At 48.8% G+C, this 19,781-nt stretch carries 16 protein-coding genes and 1 pseudogene; 5 read left to right on the top strand and 12 right to left on the bottom strand.

The genetic code is table 11. The annotated features are described in order from the left end of the window. Position 1 precedes the first annotated feature (1 nt). Positions 2-790 (top strand): AmmeMemoRadiSam system protein B, encoded by a 789-nt coding sequence (amrB, locus tag C9I98_RS18880; RefSeq protein WP_036822413.1) that lies wholly within the window; start codon positions 2-4, stop codon positions 788-790. Then, entirely contained in the window at positions 762-1,349 is a 588-nt protein-coding gene (gene amrA / locus C9I98_RS18875) for an AmmeMemoRadiSam system protein A (protein ID WP_036822410.1), read from the top strand. The genes amrB and amrA overlap by 29 nt, the downstream gene beginning before the upstream one ends. Before the next feature lie 124 nt (positions 1,350-1,473). Here the strand turns inward: amrA and C9I98_RS18870 are convergent, their stop codons facing one another. The 5 genes from C9I98_RS18870 to C9I98_RS18850 all read right to left on the bottom strand — a co-directional run bounded on the left by C9I98_RS18870 (position 1,474) and on the right by C9I98_RS18850 (position 6,315). Beyond that, entirely contained in the window at positions 1,474-2,586 is a 1,113-nt protein-coding gene (locus tag C9I98_RS18870; RefSeq protein ID WP_081878947.1) for a DUF3541 domain-containing protein, read from the bottom strand. A gap of 118 nt (positions 2,587-2,704) precedes the next feature. Next, positions 2,705-3,337 carry an alpha-ketoglutarate-dependent dioxygenase AlkB family protein gene (locus C9I98_RS18865; protein WP_107272343.1) on the bottom strand — a complete coding sequence of 211 codons (633 nt, stop codon included), beginning with the start codon at positions 3,335-3,337 and terminating at the stop codon, positions 2,705-2,707. 16 nt (positions 3,338-3,353) lie between these two features. Then, positions 3,354-4,484 (bottom strand): bifunctional 2-methylcitrate synthase/citrate synthase, encoded by a 1,131-nt coding sequence (prpC, locus tag C9I98_RS18860; RefSeq protein WP_107272342.1) that lies wholly within the window; start codon positions 4,482-4,484, stop codon positions 3,354-3,356. Positions 4,485-4,575: 91 nt separating this feature from the next. Then, positions 4,576-5,640 carry an endonuclease/exonuclease/phosphatase family protein gene (locus tag C9I98_RS18855; protein WP_036818674.1) on the bottom strand — a complete coding sequence of 355 codons (1,065 nt, stop codon included), beginning with the start codon at positions 5,638-5,640 and terminating at the stop codon, positions 4,576-4,578. 189 nt (positions 5,641-5,829) lie between these two features. Further along, entirely contained in the window at positions 5,830-6,315 is a 486-nt protein-coding gene (locus C9I98_RS18850; protein ID WP_036818668.1) for a hypothetical protein, read from the bottom strand. A 274-nt stretch (positions 6,316-6,589) separates the two neighbouring features. Here C9I98_RS18850 and mobB point away from each other — a divergent pair, with 274 nt between their 5' ends. After that, positions 6,590-7,099, top strand: coding sequence for a molybdopterin-guanine dinucleotide biosynthesis protein B (gene mobB / locus C9I98_RS18845; protein WP_051901993.1), 510 nt, complete (start codon positions 6,590-6,592; stop codon positions 7,097-7,099). Positions 7,100-7,169: 70 nt separating this feature from the next. On the opposite strand, the gene C9I98_RS18840 is transcribed toward mobB, so the two are convergent. From C9I98_RS18840 to ygfM, 5 genes are all read right to left on the bottom strand, one after another. Then, the gene (locus tag C9I98_RS18840) at positions 7,170-8,552 is read right to left on the bottom strand and encodes an NCS2 family permease (RefSeq protein ID WP_036818663.1); all 1,383 of its coding nucleotides are present in this window, start codon (positions 8,550-8,552) and stop codon (positions 7,170-7,172) included. Positions 8,553-8,813: 261 nt separating this feature from the next. Further along, entirely contained in the window at positions 8,814-10,130 is a 1,317-nt protein-coding gene (guaD, locus tag C9I98_RS18835; protein WP_036818661.1) for a guanine deaminase, read from the bottom strand. A 135-nt stretch (positions 10,131-10,265) separates the two neighbouring features. Beyond that, a complete protein-coding gene (locus C9I98_RS18830) occupies positions 10,266-11,681 on the bottom strand; it encodes a nucleobase:cation symporter-2 family protein (RefSeq protein ID WP_107272366.1) in 1,416 nt (471 codons plus the stop codon). Between the two features lie 235 nt (positions 11,682-11,916). After that, positions 11,917-14,787 carry a molybdopterin-dependent oxidoreductase Mo/Fe-S-binding subunit gene (locus C9I98_RS18825; protein WP_036815862.1) on the bottom strand — a complete coding sequence of 957 codons (2,871 nt, stop codon included), beginning with the start codon at positions 14,785-14,787 and terminating at the stop codon, positions 11,917-11,919. A 2-nt stretch (positions 14,788-14,789) separates the two neighbouring features. Further along, the gene (gene ygfM, locus C9I98_RS18820) at positions 14,790-15,584 is read right to left on the bottom strand and encodes a molybdopterin-dependent oxidoreductase FAD-binding subunit (protein ID WP_036815864.1); all 795 of its coding nucleotides are present in this window, start codon (positions 15,582-15,584) and stop codon (positions 14,790-14,792) included. Positions 15,585-16,006: 422 nt separating this feature from the next. Here ygfM and C9I98_RS18815 point away from each other — a divergent pair, with 422 nt between their 5' ends. Continuing rightward, positions 16,007-16,567, top strand: a complete 561-nt coding sequence (locus C9I98_RS18815) for a hypothetical protein (RefSeq protein ID WP_107272341.1) — start codon at positions 16,007-16,009, stop codon at positions 16,565-16,567. A gap of 239 nt (positions 16,568-16,806) precedes the next feature. Here the strand turns inward: C9I98_RS18815 and C9I98_RS27155 are convergent, their stop codons facing one another. After that, positions 16,807-16,977 carry a GNAT family N-acetyltransferase gene (locus C9I98_RS27155; RefSeq protein ID WP_107272340.1) on the bottom strand — a complete coding sequence of 57 codons (171 nt, stop codon included), beginning with the start codon at positions 16,975-16,977 and terminating at the stop codon, positions 16,807-16,809. On the opposite strand from C9I98_RS27155, the pseudogene C9I98_RS18805 reads away from it, so the two are divergent. Continuing rightward, positions 16,975-17,733: pseudogene (locus C9I98_RS18805) on the top strand (SGNH/GDSL hydrolase family protein); the annotation flags it as partial. The gene C9I98_RS27155 and the pseudogene C9I98_RS18805 sit on opposite strands and share 3 nt — an antisense overlap. A gap of 119 nt (positions 17,734-17,852) precedes the next feature. On the opposite strand, the gene C9I98_RS18800 reads toward C9I98_RS18805, so the two are convergent. Beyond that, a complete protein-coding gene (locus tag C9I98_RS18800) occupies positions 17,853-19,490 on the bottom strand; it encodes a tetratricopeptide repeat protein (RefSeq protein WP_211318337.1) in 1,638 nt (545 codons plus the stop codon). Positions 19,491-19,781: the final 291 nt, after the last annotated feature.

Here is a 19,781-nt window from a genome sequence, read left to right as displayed (position 1 = left end):
TATGCGTATTCGTCATCCAGCGGTGGCGGGCCGGTTTTACACCCACTCCCCCGAACAGCTTCAACAGCAATTAACCGGTTGGCTTTCTCAACCTGAGAGCTGCGATCAACCCATTCGCGCTTTAATTGTGCCGCATGCTGGATATGTGTTCTCTGGTGCCGTCGCTGCCCAAGCCTATCAATACCTTAACAGTCAGGCAGACCGCATCAAGAAAGTCATTCTTATCGGCCCCAGCCATCGCCATTATTTCCGAGGTTGCGCCCTTCCAGCAGCCGACTATTTCGAAACACCTTTAGGCAGAGTAGCCATAGACACACAATCTGTTGAAAAGCTGCGAGAAATAGAAGATATTGAAGTATCAGAACAAGTACACGCACTGGAGCATAGCCTCGAAGTGCAATTGCCTTTTCTGCAAACCTGTTTAAACGATTTTACCCTATTACCGCTATTAACCAGCAATGTGTCGCCAGCCAAGGTGGCAACGCTCATCGATAAGTTATGGCAAGAAGATAACTGTTTACTGGTAGTCAGTAGCGACCTTAGCCATTTTCATTCCTATAAAGATGCGCAACATATTGATAGCCATACGTGTAATCTCATTGAACGTTATGAACCATCATTAACACCAGAACAAGCATGTGGTTCAACCGGCATCAATACATTGTTATTACTTGCCAAAAAAAGGGGATATCAACTTACCCGAAAAGCATTAATCAACTCCGGCGATACCAAAGTCGGAGATAAGGAGAGAGTCGTAGGATATGTCAGCTACCTTGTATCAGAACCTTAATAAAGGTGAACTAACCCAATTACTTGATATTGCCCGTGAGGCAATACGAGGCCACTTTTCCGAGCAAATGCCTCAGGCACCCCAGTTAGATCTTTACGGTAAAAAACTTATCGAACCGGGTGCTTGCTTTGTTACCCTCAAAGTCGACGGCCAACTGCAAGGCTGTTTGGGCACCACTGTTGCCCATTCCCCTCTAGTGCTGGAAGTGCACAATAAGGCAAGGGCCAGTGCATACCAAGATCGCCGCTTCATGCCCCTTGTCGAGGAGCAACTGGATAGCCTGACCATTGAAGTCTCGGTGCTTTCTAAGCCTAAACCACTGGCTGTGCAATCAGAGCAAGAGCTACTCGACTACCTGGCGACAAACAAGGTCGGGGTGATTCTGTCTGATAACCACCAGCAGGCCCTGTTCTTGCCGCAGGTATGGGAAAGCCTACCGAAACCCGTTGATTTCATCCGCCAGCTTAAAATCAAAGCCGGTTGGAATGCGGTTTATTGGTCACCAACAATGAAAATCCAAACGTTTGATGTGAACAGTATCCACGGTAAGTACTTCTAATCGTTGCGCTCATCAACAAATACAACACCTCTCTCAGCGACAACTCTCAAGTACCAAGTTCAAATACGACAAAGCCCTGAATAGTCAGGGCTTCGTTGTATCAATTTAGGTCACTGTCTTTGAATTATTGACGGACCAAACCATACGGAATGCTGGAAAACATCTCCGGGTCCCGGTTAATGGTTGGAACTTCCCTCGCCCCTTTCCAGTCCAGCAGCATGATTGCCAACACATTACGGTGCTCGCCGTCTTCAAGATCAGTGCTACCGTTCACGGCCGGTACCATGCCTGCTTCACGATCAATCGACTGTTGGATCGCCTTGCGCATTTTTTCAACCACAGGATCGTCCTCAAGCCCTGCTAGCAAAAAGTTAATACCCACCTCTGCCAGCACATCCTCCTTGGAACGCGCTAGGATCTGCTCAACATTGTCGCGGTAATAGTCGTAGATCCACTGGAAGTCTGCTTCATTAACCGAGTGCTGATAGTATTCGGCAGCCGCAAAAATAATATGGGTCATCCCGTAGATCTTGTTCATGAACTGCTGATCAGTCAGTTGCTCATCTTGGCTATCTGGGTAAGTGGCTTTAAACGCCTCGATAAACTCAGCCACCACATCTTGCTCGCCCAGTTGCTGCAACCAGTAGACTTGGTTAGCCAATTGCGCCGCCCAAGCTCGGATCAAGCCATGGTCGGTAGCAAACGCCTTAAAATCATAGCGTCGAATGACCTGGCGTAGCTTTTCGTCCTCTCGGTGTTTTAGGCCATATTCATTCGCCCGTGCCATCGAGCCCAACAAATCAACGCCGAGGTACAAGTACTCTGGTTGATCAATCGTCTCTTCGTAGCGTAGGTCACTGCGTACATCTTTTTTCTTATCGTACCGGGCAATACGCTCAGCAGAATAGGCCTTGATTTGTTCGGGGGTATGCACTTCGGTTGCAAAGTAATTTAGACGGCTCGCAACCCGCGCCATATCTGCCCATACCGCTGCTTCATATTTATGATCTTGGGTTTGACGGTACATGCGTAGTCCGTAATGGCCCATTTTGAATGCCGGTAAGGTATAGAGCTGGCTTTCAAACGTTTGCTTTATGAGTTCAGCATCTTGCTGATAACTAGGAAGAGTCTCGGCCTGAACTTGACTATCGCTGACCTGGCTGTCGCTGGCCTGAGCAGCAAAAGCCGGTGCCGCAGGAATGATAGCGGCAGGCACTACCGCCACTGAAAAAAACATGCCGACTGAAAGTAACGTATTCCGTTTTTGCTTGTTCAACAACATTACCTATGTCCCTATATTCTGTACACGCATAATTACGCTAACAGAATCTATGATAAACCAAGTCAGCGTTTGGTTAAATAATTGTGCGGAATGTTAAGTTTATCCTCGATTTTTTAGGACGTTGCGTCTTGGGCACAGAATGCAGCCAATGGGTTTGCAATGCACCAGCCATCACAAGCAGCGAACCATGGGATAAGGCATATTCACGCTTTTCACCTGTTGCGAGGTGCTTTAGCACAAACCGCCTTTCCTCTCCCAAACTGACAGAAGCAATAACAGGCTGATGCCCCAACTCTGGCTCGTTATCTTGATGCCAGCCCATGTAATCACGACCATCGCGGTATTTATTGGCCAGTACTGAGTTAAAGTCTCGGCCTAGTGTAGATTGAAGCCTGGATTTAATATCAACCAGTGCCGGTGTCCAAGGATCTGGGTGCATCGTTAAGCCAGAATACTGGTACACGGCATCACCGCACCATGCCTGTAAGCGGGGCTGCAGCACTTGGCGACCAAACATCTGAATGGGCAACTGCTGCCATGCCAAGCTGGAATCCAGCTCCCGGTATAAACGATCCGCTTCTGAAGGTGAGAAAAACTGGGGCAACCACAAGAGTTGCCCATCCGTGATGCTCTGCCAACCTGTTGCTTGAACGTCAGGCTGCGACAGACTTTCATTGGCAGGTGCCAGTAGATAGAGTTGCTGCATTTGTCTTTTATTTTCCTTACCTTTCTTCTATCGGTAGCCAGTCTTGATGATCTGGGCCGATATAGTCGGCACTCGGCCTGATGATCCGGTTATGATCCCGCTGCTCGAACACATGTGCCGCCCAGCCTGTTACCCGGCTCATAACAAAAATAGGGGTAAACAATTTCGTTGGGATCCCCATAAAATGATATGCCGAAGCATGGAAGAAGTCCGCATTACAGAACAAGTTCTTTTCCCGCTTCATAACAGATTCTACCCGCTCAGAAATAGCATAGAGCTGAGGATCATTGGCTTGCTGCGATAGCTTTTCAGACCATACCTTGATCAACGCATTTCGGGGATCTGACTCGCGGTAAATCGCATGGCCAAACCCCATGATCTTCTCTTTATTTTCGAGCATCTGCAAAATACCGGCTTCAGCTTCATCGGGCGTATGCCACTGCTCAATCATTTCCATCGCCGCTTCGTTTGCACCGCCATGCAATGGGCCACGCAATGTCCCGATGGCAGCGCAGACGCAGGAATAAATATCAGACAAGGTAGAAGCACAAACCCTTGCGGCGAAAGTCGACGCATTGAATTCATGTTCAGCATATAAGATCAGCGAGCAATGCATCACCTGCTTATGTAACTCAGATGGCGACTCACCCGTTAGCATCCGAAGAAAATAGCCCCCAATGCTATCTTGGTCGCAATAGGTCTCGATGCGCTCACCATGATGGCTATAACGATACCAGTAACAGATAATGGCAGGCAGCAAAGCTAACAAGCGATCTGCCTTGTCATACTCTTCTGCGAAGCCATGCTCCTGCTCAAGGTTGCCCAACATCGAGCAACCTGTTCGCATCACATCCATCGGATGGGCATCCGCTGGGATCTGCTCAAGCACCTGCTTTAGGGCTAACGGCAAGCCACGGTAGGAAATTAACTTGGTTTTGTAATTGGTGAGTTCTGCTTGGGTCGGCAACTTACCCTTTAACAATAAATAGGCGACTTCCTCGAACTCAGCATGCGCAGCAAGATCAGAAATATCATAACCGCGATAAGTCAAACCGGTACCGGTTTTACCCACCGTACATAAGGCGGTGGTTCCCGCACTTTGACCGCGCAACCCTTCCCCACCAAGAGGCTTCAATGAATCTGGCATCATTAACTCCCTGTTTTGTTTTGCTTTGGTAAAAGCTTAGGTCAGAAAATCAACAACAACCATTCCATTAAATAGGACTTTTCATGCGATGTTAAAGGGCAATATCTACCGACACCATCCGGTGGTCGGAACCAGCCTGTGGTCGCTCACGCCCTCGCTCATCCGTGATCAGATGCCGCAGGGCATCTTTCTTGTCAGGCCAAAACACCCCAGATTGCAGTACATTCAAGTTAGCTGAAGGCAACACATAATCAAGCCTTAAACCAGAAATATGGGTCCACTCACTTGCCCGCCCCTTGCGAGCTTGCCAAGGCCTCAGAAAGCGCCCACCTAAGCTCTTAGGTGTCATTCGTCCCGACGCGACACTGCGGTAAATTCGCGGATGAAATAGCAGCTCGCTAATGGCAGACTTCATCCCATCACCATCTTGCCTGTCGGCATTTAAATCGCCCAAGACCACAAACTTGCTGTCCGCTTTTAGCCCACCTTGATGCCCGTTGTCATCCACTAGATACGCTGCATCATCGATAATGGCCTGGAGCAGTTTCAGTTCATCGTGGTTGCGGCGGGCGTTTCGCTTTTCATCGCCATCAAAAACAGGCGGGGTTGGATGAGCGCAAATCAAATGCAAAACCTCGTCCCCCACTTTCACTGGGACCAACAAATGATTCTTCGACGATAAACGTAACGTAGACACCGCCGCTTCGCTGTAATATCCCACGGGCATTTGGTTGTCGGGCAATGACTGCCACAATAAATGCTGCCAGCTACGAACCGAATCAAGAACAATGGGAAAGCGAGACAAAATAACAAAACCAAAGTGGCCATGATGCTCGCCAAAACCATGCGCATCGTTTGGCAAGGTCACTTCCCCATCACCGTCAAGATCGTATTCAGACGCTAGGCCGGTATTGGTCGGCGGGCAGTAACGGTAGGGGTAGTCAATCGGCTGCTGATCATGTTGGGCGACGCCCAAGTAACGGTGACAAAAATCAGCCAACGCGCCGTCATCCCCACCGTTGCCAGGGTGGTCAAACTCACACAGCATCAAAATATCAGGACGCTGATTTTGGATAATCGCCGCGAGCTTTGAAAAGCGAGGGTTGTCAGGTGCAAGTAGTTGCTGCCTTATCGCCCCGGCCTCGGGCAAAGACATAGAAACATTAAAAACAGCAACACGAAGTGATGGCGCGAGTGACGTATCACTGCGCTGATTAAAAGCTTGAGTCTTCAACAGCAATTCCTGACAGTAAGCGGCGTGGTAGTCGCTAAACAATATAAGCGATACCCCAAACTCTACACAAGGCGAACCAGGAAGATAACCTTCTTACCTAATTAGGAAAACTTATCCCATCAGTTGGTAAATCGCTTGCCTTATCTGCTTGGCATCAGACTCGGCCCGGTGCTTGGCCGGCCCCAAATCTGCCATGGTTTGCTGAAAATGCGCCCGTTGGATGCCATTTTTCTGCATCAGCCATAAACCCACTTCCGTTAAGGTAAATGACGGTCGCATATGCGCGGCATGATATAAACGCCCGAGCCAAAATAGGTCCCACTGGCTGTCGCAAAAAACCTGCTCGTATTTGCCCAAAACGGCATTTAAATGCTGGCAAACTTCTACCACTTGCAAGCCACTATGGTGCAGTTCCTGACGGGTGATCTGATGAATTTCCTGCTCGGCATACTCATCCCAATGCTGCCAAACATCACTGGCAGTCAACGGGTTAATTAACAGGCTGTGGCCTGTACCGTCAGGCAAGGAATAACCAACTTCAATAGGATAAGACTGGTCAGAAAGACCGGATGCTTCAAAATCCAATGTTGCCCACATTGCACTCTCCCTGATGTGGTGATGATGATCTGTTGCTCAGAACCACGACTTCCTGTCAAAACACTGAACCACAGAGATGCAAAGATTGCTGCACCTGAATTGGTAATAGCAGATGCAACCCAACTACACAATAAATGTAGCTGGAATGTTGAACTGGCATGGAAAAAAATTGGAGCCACTCACTTTTGAGACACTTTACCCTGAATTTGTAATGCGATCGGTAGACAGTTCAATTAAACTTTGCGCCGACAGAAACAACACAACTATGGCAATCATGACCCCTATTCTTGGTTTTGCTGGATACAGCGGCTCGGGCAAAACAACCCTACTAGAACAACTTATTCCTTGTTTAAAACAGCGTGGCATACGTATTGGCTTGGTGAAACATAGCCACCACAGCATCGATCCTGATAAACCGGGAAAGGACAGCTACCGCTTGCGCCATGCCGGTTGTGCCCAAACCTTACTGGCTACCAAAGAAAGGCATATGCTTTACTTCGAATACCCAGAGCCAGAGCGTGATGAACCCGAATTGCAGCAATGCCTTGCCCAACTCGACCACAGCCAGCTTGATCTGATCTTGGTGGAAGGGTTTCGCGAAGAGCCGATTCCAAAGATTGAAATCCACCGCCCTAGCTACGGCAAGCCGCTATTACACCCAAATGATAGCCATATCATCGCCTTTGCTACTGACGAAGGTGAGCCAAAAGATTGTGATTTACCCCAGCTTAATCTCAATCAACCTGAAGCCATTGCAGCGTTCATCATTGATTGGATGAAGTAGTACCACCCAGCCAAAAAAAAGACGAGGTAGCAACCTCGTCTTTTCAACATCGATAAGAACACGTGAGAGCTTAAATCGCCCAGCCCCCCGCATAGAATGCAACGAGCACGATAGCGATAATCACTGTACCTGCATTCAAGCGCTTGTGCTCACCAGCAATCACACGACCGATTACCAATGAAGCAAAGCCAAGCATGATACCTGTTACGATGTTACCGGTTAGGACGATAAATACCGCACACATCATGCCAGAAAGTGCATCAACCGAGTCTGACATATCTAGCTTGCTAACATTGCTCATCATAAGCAGACCCACGTACATCAGTGCCGGTGCTGTTGCATAAGCCGGTACCAAGTAGCTCACAGGCGCAAGGAATAGCATTAGCAAGAACAAGCCACCCACAACCGTCGCTGTCAGACCTGTTTTACCACCCGCTGCAGTACCCGCTGCTGACTCAATGTATACCGCTGCCGGGGCACCACCAACGAAGCCCGCAAAAATACTACTGACTGAGTCAGACGTCAGAGCCTTACCACCATCGATAATTTGGTTGTCTTTATCCAGTAGGTTTGCCTGCCCTGCTACCGCTCGGATAGTACCCGTGGCATCAAAGATCGCCGTCATTACCAGCGCCAACACACTTGGGATAACAATCGGGTTCAGCGCCCCCATGATATCCATGCTACCCAGTAGTGATTCTCCTTCGCCGCCAAAGGTTGGCATTGCGAATAGACCTTGGAATTTCACGTTCGGGTCGAAAATCAAACCAAATACAGAAATTGCGATGATCACCAATAGAATACCGCCCGGTACACGACGTTTTTCAAGACCGAAAATAGCTGCCAAACCAAGGATAGACATCAATACAGGCAGAGAAGTGAACTCACCCAAGGCAACTGGCAGGCCGTCATGTGGGTTTTGCACCACCATGCCAACGCCGTTAGCGGCAATCAGCAATAGGAACAAACCGATACCGATACCCGTACCATGAGCGATACCATACGGCAGGTTAGTCAGTATCCACTGACGTACACCGGTTACCGTGATAGCCGTGAACACCACACCCATTAGGAACACTGCGCCCAGCGCAACTGGAATACTGATGCCCTGCCCCAAGACCAAGCTAAATGCAGTGAATGCTGTCAGGGAGATGGCACAACCGATGGCCATCGGTAGGTTAGCCCAAAGGCCCATCAGCAAAGAACCGAATGCTGCAACCAAACAGGTAGCGATAAATACCGAACCTTGGTTAAAGCCTGCTGCGCCCAGCATACTCGGCACAACGATGACCGAATAGACCATCGCAAGGAAAGTCGTCAGGCCCGCTACGACCTCTTGCTTCACCGAGCTACCGCGCTGTGAAATTTTAAAATACCCATCCAACCCGCCTTTGCGGGGTGTGTCATCTGCTACCACTGTAGATTCATTATGAATCGAACTATTTTCAGACATGATGTGATTCCTTGTAAAAATATGGCGTCAGGCCTTTTGCCTGTCCGCCCTAGTAAACGTTGAGCTTCCTCTCAACCCGCCCGTAGCAATCGTTTGCTTTTCTGGGGGCAATAATGGCTTAACTTTAAGCAATATATCCCCAGTTCACGTGGAACCCATCAATGTCCTTAAAACCAGAACTGGGGTCGGGTAAATTGGCGGCGATTATACGCGCCACTTACCCTTTATTGTCAGAAACTTATATTTCAAAAATGGACAAAATTAGCCGCGTTCGTAAACTAAGCGTCCATCAACATAAGTGCGATAAATACAACGGTCATCGCCCAGTGTCATCAGCATGAATATCTTTTCAGATAAGTCTTTTGAACTGTCGTAACGAAGTTGCTGCAAGGGTGTCGAGCAAGGGTCGACGATAACGAAATCCGCTTCCTTGCCGATATCGAAGTTGCCGATTTGATGGTCTAGAGACAACGACTTAGCCCCACCCAAGGTCGCAAGATAGAATGCCTCGAACGCCGATAGACGATGCTGTTGCAACTGCATCACCTTGTAGGCTTCGTTCAGCGTTTGCAGCATATTGAAGGTGGTGCCGGCGCCAATATCAGTCCCCATTCCCACTTTCACTTTGCGTTTCCACGCCTCTTGCAACTTAAACAAGCCACTACCTAGGTACAGGTTAGAAGTCGGGCAGAAGGCGACCGCCGAATCCGTTTCCTTCAAACAATCCCACTCTTTGTCTTCGAGGTGGATACAGTGGGCAAATACACTCTTGTCCCCCGTCAACCCGTGGTGGTGATAGACATCTAGATAACCGTCTTGCTCTGGGTAAAGCTCTTTCACCCAAGCAATTTCGTTCTTGTTCTCACAAAGGTGGGTATGCAGGTAAGTATCTGGATACTCTTGTTTTAGGCGGCCCGCCATATCCAGTTGCTCTGGAGTAGAGGTCGGCGCGAAGCGTGGGGTAATGGCGTAAAGTAAACGACCGCGCTTGTGCCATTTTTCAATCAACGCTTTGGTTTCTGTATAGCTTGTTTCGGCGGTATCAAGCAGGTAATCCGGCGCATTGCGATCCATCATCACCTTACCGGCAATCATGCGCATGTTGATGCTTTCTGCTTCCTCAAACAAGGCATCCACCGATTCAGGGTGCACGGTGCCAAACACCAGTGCGGTGGTGGTACCGTTACGCAATAATTGCTTCACGAAGAACTTCGACATTTCACGCGAGTAATCTTTGTCTTTGTAACGCGCTTCTGTCGGGAAGGTATAATTATTCAGCCACTCTAGCAATTGCTCGCCATAAGCGCCGACCATTTCAGCCTGCGGATAGTGAATATGGGTATCGACAAACCCAGGCATGACGATTTTTCCCGGATAACTCCTTATCCTTACCGATGCCGGGATCTTGTCCTTGCCTTCTTCCCATGGTCCCACCCACTCGATATGACCATTATCCACCAACATCAAGCCATCTTCGATAAACCGAACTTGTTCCTCTATCTCTTCCGGCTTGTCGACAACTTGCGCTATATCGAGTATTGATGCCCTGATTGCTTTAATTGATTGGGTATATTCCATAACTACCTCTAATTTGTCCTTCGCCTACCGGGAGACTGCTCGGCAAAAAATGTAGGGTCATGCCGACACCCGGTGGCGGGATTATTATCTTCTGTTGTATTTGACGCTTAAATTTTTTGTCTAGGCCTTGCTTTATTACAGGGCCTTGCCTTCTTGCTGGCGTGCTTGTTCTAACTCTTCTTCTGCCAGTGCTTTATCACAGGCTTCACATTCTTTGATCTGCTCTTTGAGTGCTTCGCGCTTTTCCTTGGCACTTTCAGCTTCATCGGCACGGTTAATTCCTAGCATGATATTTAACGCCAGCGCGACCAGTGATCCTGTGGTGATCCCCGAACCAAGGATGACTTGAAGGGAGTCAGGCATATAAGTCAGGATTTCGGAACGAACTGTCACCGACATACCCGAAGCCACACCGACAGCGATAATAAGCATGTTGCGCTTGGTGAAATTAATCCGTGACAGAATGCCGATCCCCGCAGAGATGATCATCGCGAACATCACCAAGCCTGCGCCACCCAGTACCGGAGAAGGAATGGTGACCACCAAGCCCCCCAGTTTCGGGAACATGCCAGCAAATAGCATGATCACCCCGGTTACTGCGACCACGTGACGGCTAGCAACACCGGTGATAGACACAATACCGACATTCTGGCTGAACGATGAAAACGGCGTGGCACCAAATACAGAGGCAAGCGCACTCCCTACCCCGTCACACAAAATCCCCTTAGATAGCTTTTTACCGGTTAGCTTAGTGTGGGTTGCATCGCTCAAGGCAAGAAAATCGCCTGTCGATTCCATAATGGTGACCAGATAGGCTATCGACATGCCGATGATACCGCTCACGGTGAAGGCCAAACCGAACGGCAGCACTTCGGGTAGGGCAAAAAACTTGGCGTCTTTTACCGGCGTGAAGTCCACTATCCCCATCATCATCGCGACGATGTAACCCACCATCATGCCAATCACAATGGCTGCCGCAGAGATCAGCCCCTTGCCAACTTGCGACAAGACAATCACCACCACCAGTACCAACATACCTAACATTAGGTTGTTCAATTGACCGTATTCTTCCTGGCCGACAAAGCCACCAGCTAGCCAATCGACAGATACGGGTAAAATGGTCAAACCAATTAACACCACCACCGTACCTGATACCACAGGCGGGAACAGTTTTCGGATTTGCGGCATGAAGCGGCTACCGATGATCATCACCAGCGAGCCAATCAGGGATGCGCCGAAAATACCCGAAATACCTGCATCAAGGCCGATAGAAATAGAAATGGCAACAAAGGTAAAGCTCGTCCCCATGACCACAGGCAAGCGGATCCCAACCGGACCAACCCCTTTACATTGGATAATGGTCACTACACCCGACACCATCAGTGCGGCATTCACCAGTATCACCATCTGATCGGTCGGTAAGCCAATTGCACTACCAACGACCAAAGGCACAGCAATAATCGCCCCCATCGCCGCCAGCATGTGCTGCAACGCCAATAAGATTGAGGCACCCACCGGAGGTTTATCTTCTACGTTGTAAAACAGTTTCATTTCAATACCATCCATTGCTAATTTTTGGACGCGTAATGAATCGATAACCTAGCCAGAACATAGGGCCTATCTTTTCAAGTGCTTGAGTGTTCACTGTTGCCAAACCAAGCCATTGAATTGCTGCCTCTCCCCGCACCGCTGTGGCTTTTCACCACCTCACTAGCCAAGCTAAAACGGCTCATTCGCAAATAAAGCGGCCACCTCTCATCCCCTAAAGGTGACCGCCTATCAATTGCTAGAGCTTGTTAAGTCCTCTTAGTACTTTCTCCGGTGTGAAATGCCAATCACGGATCCAGACCCCACAGGAATCATGAATAGCGGTGGCGATGGCCGGCGCGGCACCATTAACCCCGATTTCCGAGATAGACTTGGCGCCATAAGGGCCTACCGGATCATCACTTGGCACCAATACCGCTTTGAAGTCGCGAGGAATATCCCCGATCATTGGCGCGCCATAGCTCTTAAGGTCGCGGGTTAGCGGGATACCGTTATCGTCGTATACCAGCTCTTCCGTTAGGCTGTGGCCGATAGCACGCATGCTGGCACCATAAATCTGCCCCAAGGCCAAGTCTGGGTTCACTGGTGTACCGCAATCGAGCAGGGCGTGGAATTTATCCAAACGGATTTCACCGGTTCGGGTATTAACCGCCACCTCGGCAAAGTTTGCCCCGTATGGGAAGGCAAACTCAGGTGTAATAAAGCAGCCTGAAGCTAAAAGCTGCCCCCACCCCGTGCCGCTTTCGGCTTTGTGGGCAATGTCGAAATAGCTCACTTCACCTTTCTTGCCTTTCACCAAACCCGGTGCCACAAGGGTGACATCTTCCACTGGCTCTTCGAGCATCTCGGCGCCACATTTAAGGATTTTCTCACGCATCGCCTCGGCGGCACGCTTAGCGGCATTACCCGAGAAGCAGGTTCCCGAAGACGCATAAGCCCCTTTATCGAATGGTGCATGGTCGGTATCGCCGGAGTGAACCGTGATCTCGTCCATTGGGCAACACAGTACTTCTGCCGTCAGTTTGCTGATCACTGTATCAAGGCCGGTACCTATGTCTGCACCGCCGGAGTGAACAATGAACGTACCGTCAGAGGCCATCTTGATACGGCAGTTCGCCTGATCGATATCGGGGATACCGGATTTCTGCTGGATAATGGCGACACCACGGCCGACTTTCCAATCACCGTCAGCGTTTTTCGGTGTATCCCACTCAATCAACTTACGGCCTTCACGCAAGATAGGCTCTAGGGCGCAGCTATGTACTTTCGGTGCGCTGGTCGGCATCTTACCTTCACCGATAGCGGCGAGGATTTTCAGCTCCTGCCCTTCGACCACGCGGTTTTTCTCAACCATATCGAGATGATCAATACCTAGCTCCTCAGCCAGCTCGGCCATCGCCATGGTCAGCGCAAAGTTACCTTTTGGCGCACCGTAACCTTGATAGGCACCGGTTGGGCAGATATTCGAATAGTAAGTAGTCACGCGGAAATCAACGTTGTCACAAGGGTATAGCGGTAGCGATAGTGCTGGGCCATTGCTTGGCACCGTCAACGCGTGGTTGCCGTATGGGCCGGTATTAGCCCTAAACTCCATATCAATGGCGGTTAACGTACCGTCTTTCTTGGCACCGACTTTCACGGTTACCTTGGCCACATGGCGAGTAGAGTTCGAGATAAATTCTTCTTCGCGGGTGTGATGGAAATACACCGGACGGCCTGTTGTCCACGTCGCCCAAGCACACACATCTTCCAGCAGGATATCCTGCTTAGAGCCATAGCCACCGCCAACACGTTCTTTGACGATATGTACCTTGTTCTGCTTCACACCAAGAATTTTCGCGACTTGACGGCGAACGTGCCAAGGCACCTGAGTTGAATCGTGCATCACAATACGGTCACCATCCATATAGCTGTAGCAAATATGGGTTTCGACAGGCAGCTGCTGCACCTGCTTAGACTCGTAAGTACGCTCAATCACCAAGTCGGCTTCATCAAAACCTTTTTTCACATCACCGATATGACCACGCACACTGGCGGCAATGTTCTTGCGCGGGAAGCAGCCAATTGGGAAATTAACAATAAGCTTGCCTTCACGAGGATCGGCATTGAGGTTCTGCTGCTCCAAATCATCCGGTGCACCGACACCATATTCAATCGGTTCGTTGTGAACGATTGGCGCATCGGCAGCCATTGCCTGGTCAATGGTCATCACAGGCTCAAGCACATCATACTCAACGTCGATCAGCTTCAGTGCTTGCACTGCAATTTCTGGGCTTTCGGCAACAACCGCCGCCACACGGTCGCCAACGTGGCGCATCTTCTGGCCAAACATTCGGCGATCAAGCGGTGATGGCTCAGGCGCACTTTGTCCACCCGGCGTATAAGGAATATCAGGGCAGTTGCGATGGGTAATAACCGATACCACACCCGGTAGGGCTTCTGCTTTTGACACATCCAAATGAGTGATCCAAGCGTGCGGGTGCGGGCTGCGCAGCATCTTAATCACGCATGCGTTGGCCGGAATGCGATCTTCTACATAGCAAGGCTTGGCCTGAACCATTTTGGCCGAATCAATCTTCGGACAGTTCTTACCGACTACCGCCAGATCATCACGGAACTCAGGGGCAAACTGCTGAGTATATTCAGGATCGTTAAGGCGTTTGACTGCCAGTTCGACCACTTCGTAGAACTGCTGGTAACCCGCATCACGGCTGAACAAGCCTGATAGCGCGTCATCAATTTCATCACGATTTGGCTGAGGAATACGCTCAAGCAATTCGGTTAAGATCAGTGCCAATGCCGGATCGTTGTAGCCCGATTGCACCACACCGACATCGATCATCGCCTGCTGAACCAAGCTCAGCTGATTCCACTCTCCAAGAGCTTCAGCGGTTTTGATTTCCGCACCTTCAAGCTGGGCGGCGATCAACAGCGAAGCGTTGATCAGTTCACCATTGAACAGGATCACGTCCGATCCGGCGAAGCCCCAACTATCATCACTGTTTCGCACCGAGTGATAACCCATGCCATGAAGCAAAGTTTGAACATTATCACCAAGACGACATTCCAAAGATTGAGGGCGGCCATTTAAGGTAAATTGAATCGTCATGATTATGCTTCCTCTACCAAGTGCTGACATTCAGCCATCAAATCCGTGATCACCACACCTGCGATATATCGCTTGTACTCCACACTGCCGCGAATATCGGCTTCCGGATAGATCGCATCAGCCACCGCTTGCTCTAGCAGTTCCCCTTTCAGATCTTGTGCTTCCACATCGCGCAGGCGAACCGGACGAGCTGCGCCGTCATGCAAAGGAGACACACCATCAAGGGCAATCACCTTGTTGCCTTGTTTATCGATAGATACCGCCGCAGTCACAATGGCTAACCCTGCTGCCGAGCGGGCAATGTTGTAACCGATACAAGTTAGGTTTCTGTCTGGAATAATGATGGTTGCAATGAGCTCACGCTCTTCACTGTTGATGTAATCTTCTACATCCACTTCCAAGCCGTTTGCCAGCTTCAGTTTCGCCCTTAGTGCAAGCAAGCTAGGGACAAGCAAAGCTTCTGGTTGACGAGCCGCAATCTCACCCCCCAATGTGGCCTGGTTGCGGACGTGACGGGAATAGATAAAGGCCGCAGATTGTTTCAACGCCACTGGCACCAACTCGTGGTCAATCAGTTGCTGGATGTGGCACATCGCACCAATGTGTAGGCTGTCACCTTGCTGCTCAACTTTGGAGAGGCTCAGCTTGCCCAGAGAGATAGCAACCGTTTTATCTGTTTTAGTTGGCGCTGCATTGATTTTGGATCCGCCTGCAAACCAGATGGCATCACTGCCATGCTGCTGCTTGAATTCAAGTGCCTGAGCAGGGGTATCAGGCGTTAGATATTGTTCAATCATGTTAATTGCCTTTTCGCATTCTCATTGTTATTCCTGCATCATGCGTTCGGCCGAGAGGCTTTTACGGAACGTTATTGATGTCTTGAATATCTAAAAGGCAACAAACACGCCAAACTGCTGAAACTGGTCAGCTGAGACAAGGATTCGTGAGCACAGTCCGAAATTTCAGTAAAAATGCGATCAGCGTCGGGACACATGTCACTTTTTTAAAACCGGATAAATATCTAGGTTATCAAGCAGATAATAACGGTTATCACTAAGCTCAGAGGTAATATCAAAATAATATCAGGGGGCTATCAAAATGATATGAATGGGAGTGATAGTTCCTTTAGGGGCATGCCTGACTGAAACTTATATCGAACATTAGCTATGGCAAACTATAATTGTACTACATATCAAACTGCCTATAGTTTGGGGCTGTTATGTTATTCAGAACTTATCGTATTCAATCAGTCTTAGTAAGCTGTCTTCTTTCTGTGTTGTTGTTTGGATGTAGTTCATCTGATGAAGATGAAAGTGTTGACGTTGTTGCCAATGAACCTGTCAATGAAGCGGGACCAGAAGCCACTGCAGTGGCAGTAACACAAAGTCTTCTTCCACCCAAAGATAAAAAAGGATCTCTTTCATACCCTATCTTCTTATTGGAAAATTTAGACTTTTTCAGAGAAGATCTTCATTACGAAAATCCAGCTCAGTTTACAATGTTTTATAACGGTGGCTGGGAGTTTTACGCCGACCGAATTGCTAACTATCGCCAAACAAGCACAGATGAAGGTGTGACATGGGTTTTATGGTTGAGGGCTTCATTTCACGGTGAACGCGATTGCAGCGGACCTATATTGTACGCAGAAAACTACCGTTTATATTCAATTAACTATGAACAAGATGAAAGAAACATCAAAGTTACAGGCCACGATATCAAATTCCCTCAAAAAGCCGCTCAAATACAATGTATAAGGTATTATCAAGAGTGGGTTCGCTAGCGTACCTCCCTTTGTATTTCCTTATACATAATTGATAAAGAAACCATGATGTCTTTAGGCTTTCATATTTGGAAGGTTAAAGACGTCTTTTGTATTTAACCAACCAAGTTCTTTTGTAAGATATGTCGCCTAAATGAGCCATAATATCCTTCCAAAGTAGCTACTTCCTCATAACCTTGTTTCTTGTAGAAATCTAAAGCCTGAAAACTAAAGGTATCAAGCGTTGAAGCAATACATCCTCAATTTTGGGCTTCATCTTCAGCAGCGCCCAATACCCTAGCACCTAAGTTCTGCCCTCGGCACTTGTCGTCAACCCACAAATATTCAACATGTAACCAGTTGCCACAGGTGTTCCCTTTTAAACCTGCAACTATTTCTTCATTTTCATCCTTAAGATAGACAGAAAACAATGGCTATTCCCCAACCCTAACTCTTGGTTTTTAGGCCGCTTCTCCAATGGGCTAGTATGGACAGAATACCTAGCTCGCGACAAAAATATACCGCTATATAACTGGGCAGTCGGTGGCGCAGCAGGCACCAATCAGTATATAGCGCTGACCGGTGTCTATGATCAGGTCACCTCTTATCTGACCTATATGAAAATGGCACAAAACTATCAGCCTGAGCGTACTCTGTTTACCTTGGAGTTCGGCCTGAACGACTTCATGAACTACAACCGTGAAGTCGCAGAAGTCAAAGCAGACTTCAGTAGCGCGCTTATTCGCCTGACAGACGCTGGTGCGCAAAATATCATGCTGTTTACCCTACCGGATGCCACCAAGGCTCCACAGTTTAAATACTCTACCCAAGATGAGATTGAAAAAGTCCGGGCTAAAATCCAGCTACTCAATGTCTATATCCGTGAACAAGCTCAGTTCTATCAAGATAAAGGGATCAACGTCGCGCTGGTCGATGCCGCGCAGATGTTTGACGATATAACCACAGCACCAAAAGCCCATGGTTTTGAGAATGCCAAAGACGCATGCCTTAATATCAATCGCAGCAGCGCGATGGATTACCTTTACAGCCACAGCCTAACCAATGATTGTGCTTACCATGGCTCTGACAAGTATGTGTTCTGGGGGGTCACCCACCCAACCACCGCAACGCACAAATACATCGCTGACAAGATCCTGGCTGGGGTTATCAATCAGTACGATTTTTAACTACGGTTTTCAATACGAATTTAAACCAGAAGTTAGCTATCAAAACGACAAGTCAAAAGCCACCTTCTAAAAAAGGTGGCTTTGCATTAGCTTTAACTTTTTCTGCTTATCACGTATTGCTACTTGGCAGCGAGAAACTCTTTTGCCTGCTGCAACCGCAGCCGATCGGCATCCCCTTCTCCGGCGACATCAATCAGCATTTGATAATATTGCCCAGCCTTATCTTTATCTCCAGCCATCTCCGCTGAACGGGCTGCGCCATAGAGGCTGTTAAAGCGATTCTTACTTCGGATCAAGGCTATGACATATTCATCCAATGCTTGTTGATACATTTCCATTTCCCAAAGCATGTCGGCCAGCAACTCTCTAGCCGGTATGATTTCGCCAGGTGTTACAGGATGCTTTTCAGTCGTCGCCTCTAGGTCAGCAGCACTTTGCATGGTCTGCAGTGCTTGTTCATGATCGCCTTGTTGGAATTGATGCCAGGCCAGCGCAGACAGGCGCTGAATTTCAACCTGTTTGCCCCAATAGGCCGAGCTTTGTTCGGCTTGAGTCTTCAACTCTCCCAGCCTTTTGAGCGCTTTCTCTGCACCTTGCTTATCACCGGCTCGGGCAGCCCCAAGTGCATTGGCAAAGTGAGTAATGGCCTCCATCGCCGGATAGTTATCCCATGGATAGCTGCTGGGCGTTTTAGGCACTAGCTCTGCTGCTGCTGACCATTGCTGTCTTTCAAGTGCATACCGGGCAGGTACAGCGGCCAGTGTATAGGCCGAAGCAACATGCGGCTGAATCGGTGCATCGAGCCCTTGAATAGTTTCGACCACTTCCAGTGCTTTCGCGTCCTGTGCCTGTTGCAGGTATGAATACGCCAAGTAATCAAAAGCATGAAGATAATGAAGAGAGAGCTTATCACCAGCAGGATGGTTCTTGGCAGCTTCGGCCGAGCGGATATTCATGGTGATTGACTCAGGCCATAAGCCAAGTCGGGTAAAAATATGCGTTGGCATATGCAAAGCATGAGGAATGGATGGGGCAATATCCCCATAACTGCGAGCCACATCTAATGCTTTGGGCGCCAATTCGGGATAATCATAGGCATGAATTATGTAGTGATGTCCCCCTGGATGCTCAGGGATCTTTTCCAATACAGTGGCTGCGGTCTCACCCGCCTTCTTCTGTATTACATAGCTTTTATCGTCCGGTGAAGCAGTCGCCAAATGGGCCAGCGCATAGAAGGCAGTCGCTTCAGGATCATCCGGAAACGACTCCATCACTTTTTTCCACCCTTGTTCGAAAGCGGCGAGGTTAGCGGCTTCTTTGGTATTGCGCCCCTGAGCATAGTAACTTTCAACCGCTTCAATATAGGCAAGCTCCCGCGGTGTCTTATCTCCTTTGCTAGCGGCTAACTCAAGCATTGCCTGGCCTTTAGCAAATTCATCTTGATCAGGCGGATCAGACCAAAGAGGATGTATCATTGACATTGCTACTCCCCAATAGGCCATGGCGCAATCAGGGTCACTTTTGATGACGTCTTCGAACGTTGCCTGAGCACCGACGTAGGTCATGTGATGCAGCAAAGCTAGCCCTTTTTCCAGCTTGGGCTGGCTGTCTGAATTGCAAGAGGTAGGAAATTGAACGGTGCCTAGTTTGTCCTTGTCATCAGAGTGTTTTGTTGCGTGAGCACTCTGGCCAAGGAATGTTGAGCTGATAAATATGGCCGCCATCAATCGCAGGCCATGCCGACTATTCATACTCATCTTCTTTACTCCAGAACATAGGTATTGGTTTACACCTAAGCTTGATTGAAGAAAGTATAGGTAAAAAACCTGCCCGGCGATGATCCAAAGTACGGAGGAATGTATTTGTCGATATCATGGTGTTTTGACACCTCGGCAATGTCGAATCTTGTTGGGGTAGATCACATAGGCTACCCTTGTTCCCTAACACGCTTTTGGACAAATATGAGTTAGGAGTTTCAAACATTAACCATACATATTAGATAGGACAATATCCGCTATCAAGAGCCGACTACCCGATAGTTGGCATAC

It is taken from the genome of Photobacterium sanctipauli, assembly GCF_003026495.1.
GTDB lineage: Bacteria > Pseudomonadota > Gammaproteobacteria > Enterobacterales > Vibrionaceae > Photobacterium > Photobacterium sanctipauli.
Note: the sequence above shows the minus strand (reverse complement) of the source record. Positions and strands in the feature narration are given on the sequence as shown.

What these genes read in the sequence shown, in the direction of transcription:
- amrB (WP_036822413.1), top strand. Translation starts at nt 2, where the DNA reads ATGCGTATTCGTCATCCAGCGGTGGCGGGCCGGTTTTACACCCACTCC.
- amrA (WP_036822410.1), top strand. Translation starts at nt 762, where the DNA reads ATGTCAGCTACCTTGTATCAGAACCTTAATAAAGGTGAACTAACCCAA.
- C9I98_RS18870 (WP_081878947.1), bottom strand. Translation starts at nt 2,586, where the DNA reads ATGTTTTTTTCAGTGGCGGTAGTGCCTGCCGCTATCATTCCTGCGGCA.
- C9I98_RS18865 (WP_107272343.1), bottom strand. Translation starts at nt 3,337, where the DNA reads ATGCAGCAACTCTATCTACTGGCACCTGCCAATGAAAGTCTGTCGCAG.
- prpC (WP_107272342.1), bottom strand. Translation starts at nt 4,484, where the DNA reads ATGCCAGATTCATTGAAGCCTCTTGGTGGGGAAGGGTTGCGCGGTCAA.
- C9I98_RS18855 (WP_036818674.1), bottom strand. Translation starts at nt 5,640, where the DNA reads ATGTCTTTGCCCGAGGCCGGGGCGATAAGGCAGCAACTACTTGCACCT.
- C9I98_RS18850 (WP_036818668.1), bottom strand. Translation starts at nt 6,315, where the DNA reads ATGTGGGCAACATTGGATTTTGAAGCATCCGGTCTTTCTGACCAGTCT.
- mobB (WP_051901993.1), top strand. Translation starts at nt 6,590, where the DNA reads ATGACCCCTATTCTTGGTTTTGCTGGATACAGCGGCTCGGGCAAAACA.
- C9I98_RS18840 (WP_036818663.1), bottom strand. Translation starts at nt 8,552, where the DNA reads ATGTCTGAAAATAGTTCGATTCATAATGAATCTACAGTGGTAGCAGAT.
- guaD (WP_036818661.1), bottom strand. Translation starts at nt 10,130, where the DNA reads ATGGAATATACCCAATCAATTAAAGCAATCAGGGCATCAATACTCGAT.
- C9I98_RS18830 (WP_107272366.1), bottom strand. Translation starts at nt 11,681, where the DNA reads ATGAAACTGTTTTACAACGTAGAAGATAAACCTCCGGTGGGTGCCTCA.
- C9I98_RS18825 (WP_036815862.1), bottom strand. Translation starts at nt 14,787, where the DNA reads ATGACGATTCAATTTACCTTAAATGGCCGCCCTCAATCTTTGGAATGT.
- ygfM (WP_036815864.1), bottom strand. Translation starts at nt 15,584, where the DNA reads ATGATTGAACAATATCTAACGCCTGATACCCCTGCTCAGGCACTTGAA.
- C9I98_RS18815 (WP_107272341.1), top strand. Translation starts at nt 16,007, where the DNA reads ATGTTATTCAGAACTTATCGTATTCAATCAGTCTTAGTAAGCTGTCTT.
- C9I98_RS18800 (WP_211318337.1), bottom strand. Translation starts at nt 19,490, where the DNA reads ATGAGTATGAATAGTCGGCATGGCCTGCGATTGATGGCGGCCATATTT.